Here is an 18,664-nt window from a genome sequence, read left to right on the forward strand (position 1 = left end):
GTTTCTGGAACGGATTCGCTGAAAGCGCCCTATTGGCGGGCGGCGATCGCTGCCGCTGCGCCAATCACGAAACCGGCCGCCGTGCGGTTCAGGGCCTTCAGCGCGCGCGGCGATTTCAGGAACCAGCGCGCCTTGGCGGCGAGCGCCAGGTAAGGCACCAGCACGACGAACAGGACGACGAACGTCAGCGCCGCGAGGATACCATAGTCGGCAGGCGTGATCGTCTTCAGGTCGACGATGGTCGGCGTGATGGCGAGATAGAAGATCGTCGTCTTCGGATTGCCGAGCGTCACGGTAAGGCCGGCGGCGAAGCTCGACAGCGATCCGGCCTTGCCCTTTTTCGCTTCGACGGTTTCGGGTGTGATGCCGGCGGTCCAGAAGCGCCAGCCGAGAAAAGCCAAATTGGCGATGCCGGCCCATTTGATCGCAAAAAACACCATGCCGAAGGTCTGCGCGACGAGGGCAAGGCCCAGCACCACGGCGGTCAGATAAGTGAGATCGCCAACCATCAGGCCGAAGGACATGGCCAGCGACGAGCGGAAGCCGGAGCCCAGCGCACGCGCGACAAGCGCCGTGATCCCGGGGCCTGGAATGGCGGCGGCGACGCCGAGAGCGGCGCTATAGGCGAGGAAGCCGGTGAGGGCCATAATGCGGCCTTGCGTCCGGAAACGCTGTTGGGACGGCGCCTTGTCGCACGAAGCAGGGCTCGCGTGAATTCCCTGAAGCCGGATTCCATTGCACCACGCCGAGGCGCGGTCAGGAACGACCGCCCCCGTAGGTCACGCGCCAGATCGTGCCGTTGCCGTCCTCGGTCACGATCAGCGCGCCGTCGCTCGCCACCGCCACGCCCACCGGCCGGCCCCAGACCTCGCCGTTGGAGATGACGAAACCGGTCATGAAATCCTCGTACTCGCCGGTCGGCTTGCCGTCCTTGAACTTGAGCCGGACGACCTTGTAGCCGGTCCTGTTGCCGCGGTTCCACGAACCATGCAGGGCCACGAAGGCATCGCCCCTGTATTCCTTGGGAAATCCGGTGTCGGCGGGCAGATCCTTGCCGTCGTAGAAGGCGATGTTGAGCGGCGCCGAATGCGCCTGCATCAGCACGTCGGGAATATCGGCCTTGCCGGCAAGATCGGGGCGCGCGCCTTTGTGGCGCGGATCCTCGTTGTTGCCGATATAGTACCAAGGCCAGCCATAGAAGGCGCCCTGCCTGACAGCGGTTGCATATTCGAACGGCACATTGTCGCCGAGCGCGTCGCGCTCATTGACAACGCACCACAGCGCGCCGGTCGCCGGCTGCACCGTCATGCCGGAACAGTTGCGCAGGCCCGTGGCGACGATACGGCCGTTCTTGCCGTCCGGATCGAAGGCCCGCACGTCGGCGCGGCCTTCCTCGGCACCCCAGGTGGCGCCGAGCGGCTTCGACTTCACCCACGCATCGAGGCCGCCATCCGGCTTCCTGCTCATATCCTCGGCGACGTTCGACCCGGAGCCGACCGAGAGATAAAGCGTCTTGCCGTCAGGAGAAAAGGCGATGTCGCGGGTCCAGTGGTGGTTCGAGGGGATGTTGTCGACAATGGTCTGCGGCTTGCCGGAGGCCTTCAGCGCGCCATTGCGGTAGGCGAAGCGCACGATGCTGTCGCTGTTGGCGACATAGACCCATTGCGGGTCGTTGCCCGGCGGATAGAAGGCAATCCCATAGGGCTGGTTAAGTTTGCCGGCAAAGATGCTTTTCTCGGCGGGTTTCGCGCTGCCTGGAGCCAGGCGGTAGACACGAAGCTGGTTGGCTTCGCTGTCGGCGACAAACAGGTCGCCATTCGGCGCGATGCGCACGACGCGCGGATTGTCGATGCCCGAGGCGATCAGTTCGGCCGAGAATCCCGGCGGCAGCCGTGGCTTTGTATCGGCCGGCATGTCGGCAAGGCTGGCGCTGTTGGAGGCCGATTTGGTGGCATAGGGTTTCGGCAGGTCTTCCGGCTTGATCAGCCGTCGCACCCCGGGTTCGTCGGCGCGCCAGTCGCCGAAGGCGGCCGCGCCTCTTAGGACCGGTTGGTCGGCGGCCAGGACCGAACTGGCAATCACAAGGCCAACCGAGATGGCGGCCATTGAAGCAAATCGGATCATGGGATTCTCCGCAACGTGTCGGCAATCGGTTGCCACGGCCAGCGGCAACGGCTGACCATCGCGATTGTTCCACGCCACACGTCGAGTTGAAGCGGCGCCGGAGCGGCGGTCAGGCCTCTGTGGCGTCGAGGTCGCTGTCGAGGCGCCTTTCCAGTTCGACGAGATCGGCCGGTAGCGGCAGGCCCATGGCGCGCATCTCGCGCAGTTTTTCGCGCAGCTGCTCCTGCACTTCATGCGCGTCTTCCGGCTGGTTGACCATCTCCTCCAGCAGCAGGCTGATCTGGGCCTTGAACGATTCGAGCGCCATTGTTTTTCTCCTTGCGGCCTGTTCGTTCGGTGCCGCACTCGAAAGCGCGTCGATATCCCGTAGGCCGTGCCGAAATACCTTACCGCAGCATGCGGGAAATCAACTGCGCGGTATAGTCGACCATCGGCACGATGCGGGCATAGTTGAGCCGGGTCGGGCCGATGACGCCGAGCGCGCCGACGACGCGGGCGTCCTTGTCCCGGTAGGGCGCGACCACCAGCGATGAGCCCGACAGCGAAAACAGCTTGTTCTCCGAGCCGATGAAGATGCGTACGCCCGATCCCTGCTCGGCAAGGTCGAGCAGTTGGATCAATCCGTCCTGTGTCTCCATGTCCTCGAACAGATGCCGCAGCAGTTCGATATCGGCCTGCGCGGTGACATTTTCCAGCAGATTGGCGCGCCCGCGCACGATGAGCCGCGCCGGCAGGCCGCTTTCGGCGCCAGCCCACACCGCCAGCCCCTTCTCGACGAGGTCCTGCGACAGCGTGTCGAGTGCGGCTCTCGTCTCTTCCTTGATGCGGGCGATCTCGGTGCGTGCCTCGGCCAGCGTGCGGCCGCGGATATGGGCGTTGAGGAAATTCGAAGCCTCGTGCAGTTGCGAGACGGTGATGCCGGCGGGCAGATCGAGGACGCGGTTCTCGACGTCGCCATTCTGCGACACCAGCACGGCAAGCGCCTTGGTCGGCTCCAGCTGGATGAACTCGATATGCTTCAGCGCCACCTCGTTTTTCGCCGCCAGCACCAGGCCGGCGCCGCGCGACATGCCCGACAGCATCTGGCTGGCCTCGGTCAACATATGCTCCAGCGTCGCGCCCGAGCCCGATGCCCGCACCTGCGCCTCGATGGTGCGGCGCTCCTCGTCGGAGAGGTCGCCAAGCTCCATGAAGGCGTCGACGAAGAAGCGCAGGCCTGCCTGGGTCGGCAGCCGGCCGGCCGAGATGTGCGGCGCGTAGATCAGCCCGAGATGTTCGAGGTCGCTCATCACATTACGGATGGTCGCCGGCGACAGCGAGGAGGGCAGGATGCGCGACAGGCTGCGCGAGCCCACCGGCTCGCCGTCCCTGAGATAGGAATCGACGATGCGCCGGAAGATGTCGCGTGAGCGCATGTCGAGCGATTGAAGCGCAAGCGGCTGCGAACCGGGATCGATTGCCTTGGTCATTCGGCCGAAAACCTCCTTGCTGAGGATATAGACTTCGGCGCGGCGCGCGCAACCGGTGTCTGCGTCGGATCACCCGGACCGTTTTCCTTTGCGCGCTGCCCCCCATGCGTCTAAAAGCCGGCCACGATTTCAAAAAACGGACAGAAAGCAGGCCGAATGCGCCCCTCCAAACGCCAATTCGACGAAATGCGCGCCATCTCCTTCGAGCGCGGCGTCTCCAAGCACGCCGAGGGCTCGTGCCTGGTGAAGTTCGGCGACACCCATGTCCTGTGCACGGCAAGCCTCGAGGAGAAGGTTCCGGGCTGGATGCGCAATTCCGGCAAGGGCTGGGTGACGGCCGAATACGGCATGCTGCCGCGCTCCACCGGCGAGCGCATGCGCCGCGAGGCCTCCGCCGGCAAGCAGGGTGGCCGCACGCTGGAAATCCAGCGGCTGATCGGCCGTTCGCTGCGTGCCGTGGTCGATTTGCAGGCGCTGGGCGAACAGCAGATCACCGTCGACTGCGACGTCATCCAGGCCGATGGCGGCACCCGCACTGCCTCGATCACCGGCGGCTGGGTGGCGCTGTACGACTGCCTGCGCTGGATGGAAGCGCGGCAGATGGCCAGTGTCTCGAAGGTGCTGAAGGATCATGTCGCGGCGATTTCCTGCGGCATCCATGACGGCCAGCCGGTCATCGACCTCGATTATCTCGAGGATTCCTCGGCCGGCACCGACGCCAATTTCGTCATGACCGGCAAGGGCGGCATCGTCGAGATCCAAGGCACCGCCGAGGGCGAGCCCTTCTCCGAAGACCAGTTCGCCGCCCTGATGGGCCTGGCCAAGAAAGGTATTTCGCGGCTGGTGAGCTTACAGCAGATGGCGGTAGCATAGTTTTCAAATGCCGAGCTTCACCCCTCTCTGCCCTGCCGGGCATCTCCCCCTCAAGGGGGGAGATCGGATGTCTGGTTTGCCTTCGCCAACTATCAATGGCGCAAGGGGTGCGGTGACGCTGAAACTGCTGATCTCCCCCCTTGCGGGGGGTGAGGAGTGGTCCGCGCAGCGGACGGGAAGCCAATTGCTTGGCTTTCCGAACAACAAACGCCCGGAGCGGCAGCGTAGGGCCGGGTCCGGCAGGCCAAAGGGGGGTGCCTCGTGACACCCTCCGCAATCCTGGAATCCGCCCTCTACGTCACCGACCTAGCCGCCGCCGAAACCTTCTATACCGATATCCTCGGCCTTGACCTGCTCGGCAAGGTCGACGGCCGCCATCTCTTCTTCCGTTGCGGACCGGGCGTGCTGCTGATCTTCAACGCCGAGGCGACCAGAATCCCGCCCGCACCGGATGCCAAGCTGAAAGTGCCGCCGCACGGCACGGTCGGCGAAGGTCATCTCTGCTTCGCGGCAACCGCCGACGAGATCACCCGCTGGAGGGCGCATCTCGAGGCGAAAAACATCGCCATAGAAAGCGAATTCGAATGGCCGCAAGGTGGCCGTTCGATCTATATACGCGACCCCTCGGGCAATTCGATCGAGTTCGCCGAGCCAAGAATCTGGGGCCTTTGATGCATTCGCCGACCGTTCATACGCTTGATGGGAAGAAGATCGTCGTCGCCAGCCACAATGCCGGCAAGCTGCGCGAATTCGCCGACCTGATGGGGCCGTTCGGCTTCGAAGCGAAATCGGCCAAGGATTATGGCTTGCCGGAACCTGACGAAACCGGCACCACCTTCGAGGAGAACGCCTACATCAAGGCGCTGGCCGCCGCAAAGGCGACCGGCCTGCCAGCGCTGTCGGACGATTCCGGCCTGTGCGTCGACGCGCTCGACGGCGCGCCCGGCGTCTACACCGCCAACTGGGCCGAAACCCCTGAGGGAACGCGCGATTTCGCCATGGCCATGCAGCGCACGGAAGTGGCATTGCAGGAAGTCGGCGCGGCCGAGCCGTCGCGGCGAACGGGCCGCTTCGTCGCCGTCATTTGTCTGGCCTTTCCTGATGGCGAGGCGGAATATTATCGCGGCGAGGTGGAAGGCACGCTGGTCTGGCCGCCGCGCGGCGAGCTCGGCTTCGGCTATGATCCGGTGTTCCTGCCCGATGGCTTCGAAAAGACCTTTGGCGAGATGAGCGCCGAGGAAAAACACGGCTGGAAGCCCGGCCAGGCGACCGCTTTGTCACACCGCGCCCGCGCTTTCCAGAAATTCGCCCGCGCCAGGCTGGGCGCGCAATGATTGGGACCGGCATGAGCATGGCGCTCGACCGGACGCCCGGTTTCGGCGTTTATGTCCACTGGCCGTTCTGCGCGGCCAAATGCCCGTATTGCGACTTCAACAGCCATGTCCGCCACCAGCCGGTGGACCAGGAGCGCTTTGCCGACGCCTTCGAGGCGGAACTGGCAACGATGCGCCAGCGCACCGGCTCGCGCGAGGTGACCAGCATCTTCCTCGGCGGTGGCACGCCGTCGCTGATGAAACCCGAAACGGTGGCCAGGGTTCTGGACGCGGTGGCGAAGAACTGGACGGTGCCGGATGGCATCGAGGTGACGCTGGAAGCCAATCCGTCCTCGGTCGAGGCCGAGCGGTTCCGCGGCTATCGCGCGGCCGGCGTCAATCGCGTCTCGCTCGGCGTGCAGGCGCTGAACGACAAGGATTTGCGTTTCCTCGGCCGCCTGCACAATGTCGAGGAAGCGCTGCATGCGATCGGCCTGGCGCGCGAGATCTTTCCGCGCCTGTCCTTCGACCTGATCTATGCCCGGCCCGGCCAGACACCTGAGGCTTGGGCATCCGAGCTCGAACAGGCGATCGGCCATGCCGCCGACCATCTGTCGCTCTATCAATTGACCATCGAGGAAGGCACGCCGTTCCATGCGCTGCATGCGGCGAAGAAATTCATCATTCCCGACAACGACCATGCCGCCGATCTCTACGCATTGACGCAGGAGATCACCACGGCGCATGGTTTGCCGGCCTACGAGATTTCCAACCACGCCCGGCCGGGCGCCGAAAGCCGGCACAATCTGACCTACTGGCGCTACGGCGAATATGTCGGCGTCGGCCCCGGCGCGCATGGCCGCTTCGTCGAGAATGGCCATCGGGTGGTGACCATCGCCGAAAAGATGCCGGAGACCTGGGCCAATCTGGTCGAGGCCAAGGGCCATGGCGTCACCGGCGGCGAGATCCTGACGCGCTCGGAAGAGGCCGACGAATTCCTGCTGATGGGGCTGAGGCTGGCCGAGGGCATCGACCTGTCGCGCTACGAGGCTTTTTCCGGACGCGGCCTGTCGAGCGCGCGGCTGTCGGTGCTGCAGGGCGAAGGGCTGGTGGCGCCGATCGGCAATGCCCGCCTGCGCGCCACGCCGGCCGGCATGATCGTGCTGGATGCCGTGGTGGCGGATCTGGCGCGGTAGAGCATGATCCCCGAAAGTGGGAACCGGTTTTCGGACAAGATCATGCTTCAGAGAATGTCCCGGTGAAGAACGTCCTCTTCGTCTGCAGCCAAAATCGCCTGCGCAGCCCAACCGCCGAGCAGGTGTTTTCCAAGCGCAGGGATATCGAGGTTGAGTCGGCAGGCACCAATCATGATGCCCATACGCCGCTGACGCATGAACTCGTCGCCTGGGCCGATATCATCTTCGTCATGGAAAAGGCGCACCGCGCCAAGTTGCAGAAGAAATTCAAGTCCAGCCTGAAGAAGGCCAGGGTCATCTGCCTCGACATCCCGGACAATTATGAATTCATGGATCCGGAGCTGGTGCGGATTCTGGAGGGCAAGGTGCCGCGGTATCTCGGCTGAAGAAATGGGGCGGCCGATCATAGGTGCCTTCGTCATCCTCGGGCTTGACCCGAGGATCCATGCCGCGACCCTTGTCGAGGGATGCGACGGGCCAGATTTCTGCACCGTTGCAACGCATTGATGTCATGGCATGGATCCTGGGGTCTGTGCCGCGTCGCTGCGCTCCTTGCTTCGCCCTTGGATGACGAAGTTAGGCGGTCTTCGCGCTCCCCCGCGAAGATTATTCAAGCGTCGTGCTTGTGGCGGTGCTTGGCGCGATCTTTCTCGGCGTGCGACCCACCAGGGCGAACCGGCTTGGCGTCCGCCTTGTCGCGGCGGGCGCGGTGCTGGTCGCCGATCGGATGTGGGGGCACGCCTTCTCTGGCGCTTTTCGTTTCAAGACGGGTGATGAAAATATCGAAGCGATTGGGCATCGTTCGGTCAGTGCTCCGTCGTGCTGTCTGGTTTGTCGTTGGAAAGCCCGGCATTTGTCGGCAAGGCCCTGGCGGCCCGCTTGCTCAGGCTGGCTTCGTCTTCGGCAGGCAGGCGCTTGTCCCTGGTCGGGGAGGCGCTGTTGCGGCCGGCATAGTAGGGCGCGAAAACGTCCTGTATCATCAGCCAATCCATCCTGTCCTCCCTTGGGAATCAGGGGCTAAATCCGCCAAATCCGGTTTCGTTCCCTACTGTGGCGAAGGAATGGCGGCTACCTTACATCGACGTGAGTTTTGCAAGCCCGCGCCAGCCATGCCAAATATGATTTTGGCAGGCCAAACAGGGCTGAACGGAGACGGCATCATTGACTGGCGAGACGGGCAAGCGCAGCTATGTGGTCGGGCAGACCGAGATCGCGGCCCGTCCGCTCGAGCCGGCGCTCTATCTGGTGGCGACGCCGATAGGCAACCTCGCCGATATCACGTTGCGCGCGCTGGAGACGCTGGCTGCCGCCGACATCGTCGCCTGCGAGGACACGCGGGTGTCGCGCGTGCTGCTCGACCGTTACGGCATTCGCCGGCGCACCACCGCCTATCACGAGCACAATGCCGGCGAGGCCGGGCCGAAGCTGATCGCAGCCCTTGAGAACGGCCAGAGCGTGGCGCTGATTTCGGACGCCGGCACGCCGCTCGTCTCCGATCCCGGCTATCGGCTGGTTGGCGAGGCGCTCGACCATGGCATTCGTGTCGTGCCGATCCCCGGCCCGTCGGCGCCGCTTGCAGCACTCACGGCGTCGGGCTTGCCATCGGATGCCTTCCTGTTCGCCGGATTCCTGCCGGTGAAATCGGGGCAGCGGCTGGCGCGGCTGGAAGCGCTGCGAGCCGTGCCGGCGACGTTGATCTTCTTTGAATCGCCGCGCCGGCTGGCCGAGTCGCTCGGCGCCATGGCCGAAGCCCTCGGCGGCGAGCGTAAAGCCGCGATCGGCCGTGAATTGACCAAGACTTTCGAGGAAATGCGCATCGGCACGCTCAGGGTGTTGGCCGATCACTACGCGGCGGCCGACACGCCGAAAGGCGAGATCGTCGTCTGCGTCGGCGCCGCCGAGGCCAAGGCCGACGAGCCCGAGGACATCGACCGCCTGCTGCTCTCGCTCGCCGCCGAAATGCCAGCCTCAAAGGCCGCGGCGGAAGCCGCGAAGATGACCGGCGGCCAGAAACAGGTGCTCTACCGGCGGCTGCTGGAGCTTAGGGATGTCCACGCTGATGGCTGAGCGCCCGAGCGCCAGCCGCCAGAAAGCCTATCGGCGCGGCCATCGCGGCGAATGGCTGGCCGCGATTGCGTTGATCATGAAGGGCTACAGGATCCTGGCGCGCCGCCACCGTACCCGCTTCGGCGAGATCGACCTGATCGCGCGGCGTGGCGACCTGGTGCTGTTCGTCGAGGTCAAGGCGCGCCGCACGCTGATGGAAGCCATGGAGGCGATCGGCCCCGAATCCGAGCGCCGCATCGAGGCGGCGGCCGACATCTGGCTGTCGCGCCAGTCCGACTACGGCGGGCTGTCGATGCGCTTCGACATGGTCGCGGTGCTGCCTTGGCGCTGGCCGGTGCATGTCGAGAACGCGTTTTATGGGCGGAACTGAGGGGCCATTCCAGGTTCGTCATCCACGGGCGGAGCAGGAGCGGAGCGACGTCGCGGAGACCCGTGGATGACGAAGGCGGAGGGTGCGGATCGCTCCTCACCCCCAGATCATCAACGCCACCAGCCCGACAATGCCCACCAGCAGCCGCCACCAGCCGAACAGCGAATAGCCGTTGCGCGAGACGTAATCGAGCAGGAAGCGAACCACGAACAGCGCCGTGACGAAGGCGGCGACGAAGCCGATGGCGATGATCGGCAGATCGGCTGACGACAGCAAGTTGCGGTTCTTGAACAGGTCGAAGGCGAAGGCGCCGACCATGGTCGGGATGGCGAGAAAGAAAGAAAACTCCGCCGCCGCGCGCTTGTCGACGCCCAGGAGCAGCGCGCCGACGATGGTCGAACCCGAGCGCGACGTGCCGGGGATCAGCGACAGGCACTGGAACAGGCCGATCTGCAGGTAAAGCCGGGTAGGGAAGCGTTCGACATCGCGATAGACCGGTTTGAGGTTCATGCGATCGACGGCCAAAAGGATGACGCCGCCGATGATCAGCATGATGCAGATCAGTCTTGGCGATTCGAACAGCACCGTCTTGATGAAGTCATGCGCCAGCGCGCCGATGATCGCCGCCGGCAGAAAGGCGATGAGGATGCCGATGACGAAATGCCGCGTCAGCCGGTCATGCGGCAGGTCGAGCAGCATTTGCCACAGCCGCCGGAAATAGACGCTGAGGATAGCCAGGATGGCGCCGAGCTGGATCAGGATCTCGAAAGCCTTGCCGGTCGACTGGAAGCCGAGGAAATGCCCGGCGAGCAGGATATGGCCGGTCGAGGACACCGGAATGAATTCGGTCAGCCCCTCCAGCAGGCCGAGCAGCAGGGCTTCGACGACGGTCTGGCTTTCCATTTCCACCTCGGCATTAGGAAGACGGCGAGAGAACAGGGCTTGCTTGTCATGGCGCCGAAGTCCCCCTATAGGTCGCAGCACCGTGACGGCCCGAATTGTGGGCCGCCAAGACTTATCGGCGCAGTCGGCGATTCGCCAGTGCGCCCTATCATCGCGGAACCATGCTGACGCTTTTCCACCATCCCATGTTCGCAACCTGCCGCTTCGTCCGCCTCGCCTTCGGCGAGTATGGCGAGGAGCTGGCGCTGATCGAGGAAAAGCCGTGGACGCGGCGCAAGGAGTTTTTGGCGCTTAACCCGGCCGGCACGCTGCCGATCCTGCTGGCCGAAGGCGACGTGCCGATCGTCGGCGCGACGGTGATCTCGGAATATCTCGATGAGACGCGCGGCGTGCTCAAGCGCGACAAGCGGCTGTTCGCCGAGGACCCGATGCAGCGCGCCGAAATCCGCCGGCTGATCGACTGGTACTTGAACAAGGCCGAAAGCGAGATCACACGGCATCTGGTGCGCGAACGCGTGCTGAAGCCGATCATGCCGGAAACGGCGGGCGGCGGGTCGCCGGATTCGGGCGCGATCCGTGCGGCGCGCGCCAACATCCGCCAGCACATGAAATACACCAACTGGCTGGCCGGCACCCGCCATTGGCTGGCCGGTGGCCGGGTCACCTATGCCGATCTCGCGGCGGCCGCGACGCTTTCGGTGCTCGACTATCTCGGCGAGATCGACTGGCGCGAACACGCCGCGGCGCGCGAATGGTATACGCGGGTGAAGTCGCGGCCCTCCTTCCGGCCGCTGTTGACCGACCGTGTGCGCGGCCTGTCGCCGGTGTCGCATTATGCGGACCTCGATTTCTAGGAAAGAACCCCTGCGCGCGCTGATCGACCGCGAGGCGCATCGCGCCGGCTTCGATGCCGTCGCGGTCACCACCCCAAATGCCATCCCGCTGGCACCGGTGCGGCTGGCCGAATTCGTCGCGGACGGTTTTCACGGCTCGATGGGCTGGATCTCCGACACGCTCCAGCGCCGCAGCGAGCCTTCGACGCTTTGGCCCGAAGTGCGCTCGATCGTCGTGCTGGCGATGAACTACGGGCCGGACCATGATCCGCGCGATGTGCTGGCCAAGCGCGACCGCGGCGCCATCTCCGTCTATGCCAGGAACCGCGACTATCACGAGGTGATGAAGGGACGGCTGAAGGAAATCGCCGGCAAGATCGTGGCGCGCGCCGGCGGCGACGTGAAGGTTTTCGTCGACACCGCACCGGTCATGGAAAAGCCGCTGGCGGAGGCCGCCGGGCTCGGCTGGCAAGGCAAGCATACCAACCTGGTCAGCCGCGAACACGGCTCCTGGCTGTTCCTCGGCACCATCTTCACCACGGCCGAACTCGCACCGGACCAGGCCGAGATCGACCACTGCGGCTCCTGCCGCGCCTGCCTGGATGCCTGCCCGACCAACGCCTTCCCCGCGCCCTACCGGCTCGATGCGCGGCGCTGCATCTCCTACCTCACGATCGAGAACAAGGGGCCGATCCCGCATGAATTCCGCGAGGCGATCGGCAACCGCATCTATGGCTGCGACGACTGCCTCGCCGCATGCCCCTGGAACAAGTTCGCCCGCGCGGCTTCGGAGGCCAAGCTCGCCGCACGCGATGATCTGCGCGAGCCGCCGCTCTCCGAACTGCTCGAACTGGACGACGCGGCCTTCCGCGTCGTCTTCTCGGGCTCGCCGATAAAGCGCATCGGCCGCGACCGTTTTGTCCGCAACGTGCTGATCGCCGCCGGCAATTCCGGCGAGGCCGCACTTGCCGACCCCGTGCGCGCACTGCTCGGCGATCTTTCGCCCCTGGTGCGGGGCGCGGCAATATGGGCGCTGGCGCGGCTTGTGTCCAAGGCCGAGTATTCGCAGCGGGCCGCGATCGGCCTGAAGACCGAGAGCGATGGCGCCGTGCGCGACGAATGGCGTCTGGCGCGGCCGGACAGGACGCGGGCATGAGTGAAAGACGGGTTTTTATCTTTGGCGCTGGCTATTCGGGCAAGGCTTTTGCCCGCGCCGGCCCGCAAGGGTTGCTCGCTGCGAATACCCCTACCCTTAAACCGTCCCCACACGGGGGAGGGGGATTTCTGTCGGTGCCGACCTCAGACTCGCCTGACCTTATGGAAAATGTCGCGCGGCAGCATTCCCTCCCCCTTGTGGGCAGGGTTAGGGTGGGGGTCCCACTTCGTAAGAATCTTGTTTCCGATGACCCAAGCGCCGACACCGGGACAGCCACGATTTTCGGCACGACGCGCTCGGCCGACAAATTCGAAGCGCTGCGCCAGGCCGGCATCGCCCCGCTGCTGTTCGATGGCGCGCTGACGCATGAAATCGGCGAAGCGCTGGAGAAAACCACGCATCTGGTGATCTCGATCGCGCCGGAAGCTGACGGCGATCCCGTATTGAAAGCCGCCCGCGCGGCAATCGCTCAAATGCCTGCGCTGGAATGGATCGGCTACCTCTCCACGGTCGGCGTTTATGGCGATCATGGCGGCGCCTGGGTCGACGAAACGGCCGCGTGCCGCCCGGTGTCGAAACGCTCGGTCATGCGGGTGGCCGCCGAGCAGGACTGGTTGAAACTCGGCGGGGATATCGGCCGGCCGGTGGCAATCCTGCGCCTGTCCGGCATTTACGGCCCGGGCCGCAATGCGTTGGTCAATCTGGAAAACGGCACCGCCAGGCGGCTGGTCAAGCCGGACCAGGTGTTCAACCGCATCCATTGCGACGATATTGCCGGCGCGCTGTGGCAGCTGATCGAAGCCGGCAAAGGGGGCATCTTCAACGTCACCGACGACCTGCCGGCGCCGCCGCAGGATGTCGTCGCCTATGCCGCTTCGCTGATGGGCGTCGAGGCGCCGCCCGAAATTCCCTTCGAGACCGCCCAGCTTTCGCCGATGGCGCGGTCCTTCTATGGCGAGAACAAGCGCGTCGCCAATGCGGCGATCAAGGCCGCCGGCTACAGCTTTCGTTTTCCCGACTACCGCGCCGCCTTCGACCATATGTGGGCAAGCGGCGACTGGCGCGACGGCGAGCCGCGCAGCCCGATGAAGGGCTAGAGCAATTCCAGGAAAAGTGTGAAACGGCTTTCCGTCCGGAATTGCGCCAAGAGGTAGAGCGATCGAAACGCCGGGCGCGGCGTGCTATGATTCGGGCTTGGATTGTGGTGGGATCCGGTTCATGAAGACAGCGACGCGGTCGTCCCTAGGCAAAAAATCACTGCTGGCGGCTGCGCTTGGCCTGCTTCTGCTCACAGGCCTTACAACCAAACCGGGCTCCGCCGAGGAGCGCGCGAAAGACCTGTTCGGCGCTGCGAAACTGCCCACAGTGACCGCCCCGCAATCCTTCGGCTTCTATTCCAAGGGCTGCTTTGCCGGCGGCGTCGCGCTGCCCATGGACGGCATGAACTGGGAGGTGATGCGGCCCTCGCGCAACCGCCGCTGGGGGCACCCGGCGATGATCGCGCTGATCCAGAAATTGTCGCGCGACGCGGCGTCCGACGGCTGGCCGGGCCTGTTGATCGGCGACATTTCGCAGCCGCGCGGCGGCCCGATGCTGAGCGGCCATGCCTCGCACCAGATCGGCCTTGATGCCGACATCTGGCTGACGCCGATGCCGGACCGCAAGCTGACCCCCAGCGAACGCGAAAACATCAGCGCCACCTTGATGGTCGATGAAAAGACCCATCTGGTGAACGACGCGCTGTGGAAGCCGATGCATACGCGGCTTTTGAAGCGCGCCGCGAGCTACCCCGAAGTCGAGCGCATTCTGGTCAATCCGGGCATCAAGAAGAAGCTCTGCGACACCGTCACCGGCGACCGCTCCTGGCTGCGCAAGATCAGGCCGTTCTGGGGCCATGACTACCACTTCCATGTCCGCATCGGCTGCCAACCGGGCTCGCCCGCTTGCAAGGGGCAGGAAGCGATCCCGGCCGATGACGGCTGCGGCAAGCCATTGGCCTGGTGGTTCACGCAGGAGCCATGGCGGCCCAACAAGAATCCGGATGCGCCCAAAGCCCGCGACCTGATGACGATGGCGAACCTGCCCAAGCAATGCCAGTTCGTGCTCGACGCGCCTGGGCCGGAATCGGCCGAGGCGGCGACCTACCGTGGCGACGCCGTCGCGGTCGCTGCGCCCGAACCGGAAGCGCCTTCACCGCCCGCCACCACGGCCAGCGGCACGGCCGGCTTGCCAGGCGCGGTGAACGCTTTCACGACGCCCGAGGTCGGCGTGCCGGTGCCGCGCCCACGACCGCCCGCGAACTGATCGTCGCGTCGCTCAATCGGTTTAGGGTGCCATTTTCCGCGAAAGAGTGGCTGTTTGGCCGCAGAAACTGTCTCAGCGCATTGCCGGGTTCGAAAACCGTTTCCCTTTTCAAACTCATGCGCTAGTCAACGGAAGAACGGCGATACGCCGTCAGGGGCGCCGGAGACGGACGAGAGCATGCCAAGCGTAAGCGATACCGACACGTCTTTGCGGTTTCCGATCCTGATCGGCGACATTGGCGGCACCAATGCGCGCTTCTCGATCGTGCTCGACGCCAATTCCGAGGCCGGCGAGCCGACGATCGTGCAGACCGCCAATTATAACACCATCGACGAGGCGATCCAGGCGGCGGTGCTGGACCGCTCATCCATTCGTCCGAATTCGGCGGTTCTGGCGGTGGCCGGCCCGGTCGACGGCGACGAGATCGAGCTCACCAACTGCCCGTGGATCGTCAAGCCGAGGCAGATGTTTTCGAGCCTCGGCCTGAGCGACATCGTCGTGCTCAACGATTTCGAGGCGCAGGCGCTGGCCGTCGTGGCGCTGGGCGAAGAGCATATGGAAAAGATCGGCGGCGGCACGCCGGAGCCCAATGCCGGCCGCGTCGTGCTTGGCCCGGGAACCGGGCTCGGCGTTGCCGGCCTGGTCTACGCGCTGCACCATTGGATCCCGGTGCCCGGCGAGGGCGGCCACATGGACATCGGCCCGCGCTCACCCCGCGATTTCGAGGTCTTTCCGCATATCGAGAAGCTCGAGGGCCGCATTTCGGGCGAGCAGATCCTGAGTGGGCGTGGCCTCGTCAATGCCTACCGGGCGGTGGCAAGGGCGGACGGCAAACCGGCTCCCTTCACCACGCCGGCGGAGATCACGGCGGCGGCGCTGGCCAAGACCGATCCGGTCGCCGAGGAAGCGCTGTCGATGTTCGTCACCTGCCTCGGCCGCACGGCCGGCGATCTCGCAATGGTGTTCATGAGTCGCGGCGGCGTCTTCCTCACCGGCGGCATCGCGCAGAAAATCGTGCCGGCGCTGAAGGCTGGCAATTTCCGCGCCGCCTTCGAGGACAAGGCGCCGCACAGCGAATTGATGCGCTCCATGCCTGTCTATGTCATCACCCACCCGCTGGCGGCTCTTCTCGGCCTTGCCGCCTATGCCAGGACCCCGTCGCTGTTCGGCGTCCAGACGGAGGGCCGGCGCTGGCAGGCCTAGTGGCATCGCCTCGAGGACGCGCTGCCCGCGACGAAGTTAATCAGCCGCGGGCATAGGCAAGCCGGCCGCATGGCGCTAAGAGGAGTGCCGAATTGCAGCCCGGCCCCAGGCGGAAACCACGAAGCTCCCGATTTGACTTTTCAAGCTCCAAACAAGCAGAAGGCCACGCCCGGTCAGGTCACAGCGGTGCTCCGCCGCATTCTCGCGGAAAACAGCCGTGACTACCGCTGGACCTATGCCATGGTCATCGCATGCTCGCTGATCGTTTCGGGTACGACTGCCTTCACCGCCTGGATCATGGCCCCGATGGTCAACCAGATCTTCTACGAACGGCGTGGCGACGCGATCGTATGGATCTGCGCCGGCTTCATGGCGGCTTTCCTGCTGCGCGGCTTCGCCGGCTATGGCCAGGCGGTCGCGCTGGCCAAGATCGGTAACAATCTGGTGGCGCGCTACCAGAAGCGCATCTTCGACCATCTGATGAAGCTCGGTGTTGGCTTCTTCAACGACACGCGTTCAGGCCGGCTGGCGGCACAGGTCAATGAAAACGTCGGCGGCATCCGCGACCTGTTGTCGTTGACGCTGACATCCATCAGCCGTGACGCGGTCACGCTGGTCGGCCTTGTCGGCGTCATGGTCTATCAGGATCCGGTCCTGTCGCTCAGTTCGCTGCTGATCGGACCGCCGCTGATCTGGGCCGTTGTCTATCTCACCCGTCGCGTGCGGCGCATCACCCGGGAATCCGTGCTGATCAATTCCCGGCTGATCGGGGCCGTGCAGGAAGCCACCCAAGGCATCGCCATCGTCAAGGCTTTCACCATGGAGGACGCGCTTGCGCGCCACATCGGCGCCATGGCCGACACGGCCGAGCAGCGCAACAACAAGATCGCCCGCGTGTCTGAACGGCTGGCGCCGATTTCCGACATGCTGGCCGGCCTCGCCGTAACCTCCGTCATCGCCTATTCCGGTTATCGGGCACTCGTCCTTGGCCAGCCGCCGGGCGCGGTCTTCTCGTTCATCACCGCGCTGATCCTGGCCTATGACCCGGCGCGACGCCTGGCGCGCATGCAGGTCGGCATGGAGCGCGCGCTGGTCAATGCGCGCATGATCTACGAGCTGCTCGACCTCGAGCCGCAGCAGGGCGACGCGCCCGATGCAACCGAGGCGCATTTCACCACGGGCGAAGTGAGGTTCAACAACGTGTCCTTCCGCTACGTCGAGGACATGCCGGTGCTTCAGGACCTGAGCTTCGTCGCCGCCGCCGGCAAGATGACCGCCATCGTCGGCGCTTCCGGGGCCGGCAAGACGACACTGGTGGCGTTGCTGCAGCGCTTCTACGATGTCGAGTCCGGCACGATCGAGATCGACGGCCAGGACATTTCCAAGGTCACCAAGCAGTCGCTGCGCGGCTCCATCGCCTATGTGTCGCAGGCGCCCTATCTGTTCGAAGGCACCATCCGCGACAACATCCGCTACGGCCGCCCCTCCGCAACCGATGCCGAGATCGAAGAGGCGGCGAAGCAGGCAGCGGCCGACGGTTTCATCCGCCAGCAGCCGCAAGGCTATGACACGCCGGTCGGCGAGAACGGCGCGACGCTCTCGGGCGGCCAGCGCCAGCGCGTTTCGATCGCCCGCGCCATCGTGCGGCAGGCGCCGATCCTGTTGCTCGACGAGGCGACCTCGGCGCTCGACAACGAGGCCGAAGCCCGCGTCCAGCAGGCGCTGACCAAGGTCATGGAAGGGCGCACCACCATCGTCATCGCGCACCGGCTGTCGACGGTGGTCAATGCCGACCACATCATCGTGCTCGAACAGGGCCACTTGGTGGAAGAGGGCACGCACGCCTCGCTGATGGCCGATCCGCACAGCGTCTATGCCCGTTTCCACCGGATACAGGGCGTCAAGGGCCTGGGGCTTGTCGACGACAGCGCGCCGATCCAGACTTCGGTTCACGACATCGAAACCCAAAGAATCGCCGGGAGCACGGCATGAGCGAGACGTCAGCAAACGACAATCCGGCAACCGATATGGGCCTTGTGGTGGTGGGTGCTGCCGGCCGCATGGGCCAGACGCTGATCCGCGCCATCCACAGCATTCCGGGCGCCCGGGTCATCGGTGCGGTCGAGCGTGCGGATTCGCCTCATCTGGGCAAGGATGCCGGCGAACTCGCCGGCGTCGGTCGCATCGACGTGGCGATCGGCAATGATCCGCTGCCGGTCTTCGCCAAGGCCGATGGCGTGCTCGATTTCACCATGCCGGCCTCGACCGTCGAATTCGCCGGCTACGCGGCGCAGGCACGCATCGTCCATGTCATAGGCACGACCGGCTGCTCGGCCGACGACGACGCGAAGATCGCCGCGGCGGCGCGCCACGCGACGATCGTCAAGTCGGGCAATATGAGCCTCGGCGTCAATCTCCTGGCGGTGCTGGTCGAACAGGCGGCACGCGCGCTCGACGCCGACGATTTCGACATCGAGATCCTCGAAATGCACCACAGGCACAAGGTCGACGCGCCCTCGGGCACCGCGCTGCTGCTGGGTGAGGCCGCCGCCGCCGGGCGCGGTGTGGCGCTGGCCGGCAATGACGTGCGTTCACGCGACGGCCACACAGGCGTGCGCAAGACCGGCTCGATCGGCTTCGCCACGCTGCGCGGCGGCTCGGTGGTCGGCGACCACAGCGTGATCCTGGCCGGCACCGGCGAGCGTATCACCCTCGCCCACCATGCCGAGGACCGAGCCATCTTCGCCCGGGGCGCCATCAAGGCGGCGTTGTGGGCGCGTGGCAAGAAGCCCGGACTGTATTCGATGCGGGACGTGCTTGGGCTCGCCTGAGACCGTCCAACCCCAAAACCAA

General features: G+C 65.1%; 20 protein-coding genes and 1 pseudogene. 15 read left to right on the forward strand and 6 right to left on the reverse strand.

Annotation, left to right across the window (positions count from 1 at the left end; all coding sequences use genetic code 11):
* Positions 1-29: 29 nt before the first annotated feature.
* The 4 genes from FJ934_RS16305 to hrcA form a co-directional block, all read right to left on the reverse strand.
* Complete coding sequence (locus FJ934_RS16305; protein WP_140610616.1) at positions 30-647, reverse strand: LysE family translocator; 618 nt, start codon at positions 645-647, stop codon at positions 30-32.
* Positions 648-756: 109 nt separating this feature from the next.
* On the reverse strand, positions 757-2,106 hold the full coding sequence (locus tag FJ934_RS16310; protein WP_246671531.1) for a sorbosone dehydrogenase family protein: 1,350 nt from the start codon (positions 2,104-2,106) through the stop codon (positions 757-759).
* 127 nt (positions 2,107-2,233) lie between these two features.
* On the reverse strand, positions 2,234-2,431 hold the full coding sequence (locus FJ934_RS16315; protein WP_140610618.1) for a hypothetical protein: 198 nt from the start codon (positions 2,429-2,431) through the stop codon (positions 2,234-2,236).
* Between the two features lie 79 nt (positions 2,432-2,510).
* Positions 2,511-3,593 carry a heat-inducible transcriptional repressor HrcA gene (gene hrcA / locus FJ934_RS16320; protein WP_140610619.1) on the reverse strand — a complete coding sequence of 361 codons (1,083 nt, stop codon included), beginning with the start codon at positions 3,591-3,593 and terminating at the stop codon, positions 2,511-2,513.
* Positions 3,594-3,749: 156 nt separating this feature from the next.
* Here hrcA and rph point away from each other — a divergent pair, with 156 nt between their 5' ends.
* The 6 genes and pseudogenes from rph to FJ934_RS28425 all read left to right on the forward strand — a co-directional run.
* The gene (gene rph / locus FJ934_RS16325; protein ID WP_140610620.1) at positions 3,750-4,466 is read left to right on the forward strand and encodes a ribonuclease PH; all 717 of its coding nucleotides are present in this window, start codon (positions 3,750-3,752) and stop codon (positions 4,464-4,466) included.
* 261 nt (positions 4,467-4,727) lie between these two features.
* Positions 4,728-5,138 carry a VOC family protein gene (locus tag FJ934_RS16335; protein WP_140610621.1) on the forward strand — a complete coding sequence of 137 codons (411 nt, stop codon included), beginning with the start codon at positions 4,728-4,730 and terminating at the stop codon, positions 5,136-5,138.
* Entirely contained in the window at positions 5,138-5,800 is a 663-nt protein-coding gene (rdgB, locus tag FJ934_RS16340; RefSeq protein WP_140610622.1) for an RdgB/HAM1 family non-canonical purine NTP pyrophosphatase, read from the forward strand. The genes FJ934_RS16335 and rdgB overlap by 1 nt, the downstream gene beginning before the upstream one ends.
* Positions 5,801-5,811: 11 nt before the next feature.
* On the forward strand, positions 5,812-6,975 hold the full coding sequence (gene hemW, locus FJ934_RS16345; protein ID WP_140610623.1) for a radical SAM family heme chaperone HemW: 1,164 nt from the start codon (positions 5,812-5,814) through the stop codon (positions 6,973-6,975).
* A 62-nt stretch (positions 6,976-7,037) separates the two neighbouring features.
* Positions 7,038-7,361 (forward strand): low molecular weight protein tyrosine phosphatase family protein, encoded by a 324-nt coding sequence (locus FJ934_RS16350; RefSeq protein WP_140610624.1) that lies wholly within the window; start codon positions 7,038-7,040, stop codon positions 7,359-7,361.
* Positions 7,362-7,588: 227 nt separating this feature from the next.
* Positions 7,589-7,702 (forward strand): annotated as a pseudogene (locus tag FJ934_RS28425) (transporter); the annotation flags it as partial.
* A 79-nt stretch (positions 7,703-7,781) separates the two neighbouring features.
* Here FJ934_RS28425 and FJ934_RS16360 read toward each other — a convergent pair.
* On the reverse strand, positions 7,782-7,955 hold the full coding sequence (locus FJ934_RS16360; protein WP_246671528.1) for a hypothetical protein: 174 nt from the start codon (positions 7,953-7,955) through the stop codon (positions 7,782-7,784).
* Between the two features lie 181 nt (positions 7,956-8,136).
* Here FJ934_RS16360 and rsmI point away from each other — a divergent pair, with 181 nt between their 5' ends.
* Together rsmI and FJ934_RS16370 are read left to right on the forward strand one after the other, a co-directional pair.
* Positions 8,137-9,042 carry a 16S rRNA (cytidine(1402)-2'-O)-methyltransferase gene (rsmI, locus tag FJ934_RS16365; protein ID WP_140610626.1) on the forward strand — a complete coding sequence of 302 codons (906 nt, stop codon included), beginning with the start codon at positions 8,137-8,139 and terminating at the stop codon, positions 9,040-9,042.
* Positions 9,035-9,412 (forward strand): YraN family protein, encoded by a 378-nt coding sequence (locus tag FJ934_RS16370; protein ID WP_140610650.1) that lies wholly within the window; start codon positions 9,035-9,037, stop codon positions 9,410-9,412. The genes rsmI and FJ934_RS16370 overlap by 8 nt, the downstream gene beginning before the upstream one ends.
* Positions 9,413-9,508: 96 nt before the next feature.
* Here the strand turns inward: FJ934_RS16370 and FJ934_RS16375 are convergent, their stop codons facing one another.
* The gene (locus FJ934_RS16375) at positions 9,509-10,315 is read right to left on the reverse strand and encodes an undecaprenyl-diphosphate phosphatase (RefSeq protein WP_140610627.1); all 807 of its coding nucleotides are present in this window, start codon (positions 10,313-10,315) and stop codon (positions 9,509-9,511) included.
* A gap of 161 nt (positions 10,316-10,476) precedes the next feature.
* Here FJ934_RS16375 and FJ934_RS16380 point away from each other — a divergent pair, with 161 nt between their 5' ends.
* The 7 genes from FJ934_RS16380 to dapB all read left to right on the forward strand — a co-directional run bounded on the left by FJ934_RS16380 (position 10,477) and on the right by dapB (position 18,642).
* Positions 10,477-11,169, forward strand: a complete 693-nt coding sequence (locus FJ934_RS16380; protein ID WP_140610628.1) for a glutathione S-transferase family protein — start codon at positions 10,477-10,479, stop codon at positions 11,167-11,169.
* Complete coding sequence (queG, locus tag FJ934_RS16385) at positions 11,150-12,304, forward strand: tRNA epoxyqueuosine(34) reductase QueG (RefSeq protein WP_140610629.1); 1,155 nt, start codon at positions 11,150-11,152, stop codon at positions 12,302-12,304. The genes FJ934_RS16380 and queG overlap by 20 nt, the downstream gene beginning before the upstream one ends.
* 212 nt (positions 12,305-12,516) lie before the next feature.
* The gene (locus FJ934_RS16390) at positions 12,517-13,401 is read left to right on the forward strand and encodes an SDR family oxidoreductase (protein ID WP_226890457.1); all 885 of its coding nucleotides are present in this window, start codon (positions 12,517-12,519) and stop codon (positions 13,399-13,401) included.
* A gap of 121 nt (positions 13,402-13,522) precedes the next feature.
* Positions 13,523-14,608 (forward strand): penicillin-insensitive murein endopeptidase, encoded by a 1,086-nt coding sequence (gene mepA, locus FJ934_RS16395; RefSeq protein WP_140610630.1) that lies wholly within the window; start codon positions 13,523-13,525, stop codon positions 14,606-14,608.
* Positions 14,609-14,785: 177 nt separating this feature from the next.
* On the forward strand, positions 14,786-15,811 hold the full coding sequence (locus FJ934_RS16400) for a glucokinase (RefSeq protein ID WP_140610631.1): 1,026 nt from the start codon (positions 14,786-14,788) through the stop codon (positions 15,809-15,811).
* Between the two features lie 132 nt (positions 15,812-15,943).
* Positions 15,944-17,803: an ABC transporter ATP-binding protein gene (locus FJ934_RS16405; protein WP_140610632.1), complete on the forward strand. Its 1,860-nt coding sequence runs from the start codon at positions 15,944-15,946 to the stop codon at positions 17,801-17,803.
* Positions 17,800-18,642: a 4-hydroxy-tetrahydrodipicolinate reductase gene (gene dapB, locus FJ934_RS16410; RefSeq protein ID WP_140610633.1), complete on the forward strand. Its 843-nt coding sequence runs from the start codon at positions 17,800-17,802 to the stop codon at positions 18,640-18,642. The genes FJ934_RS16405 and dapB overlap by 4 nt, the downstream gene beginning before the upstream one ends.
* Positions 18,643-18,664: the final 22 nt, after the last annotated feature.

It is taken from the genome of Mesorhizobium sp. B2-4-12, from assembly GCF_006441575.1.
Classification (GTDB): domain Bacteria; phylum Pseudomonadota; class Alphaproteobacteria; order Rhizobiales; family Rhizobiaceae; genus Mesorhizobium.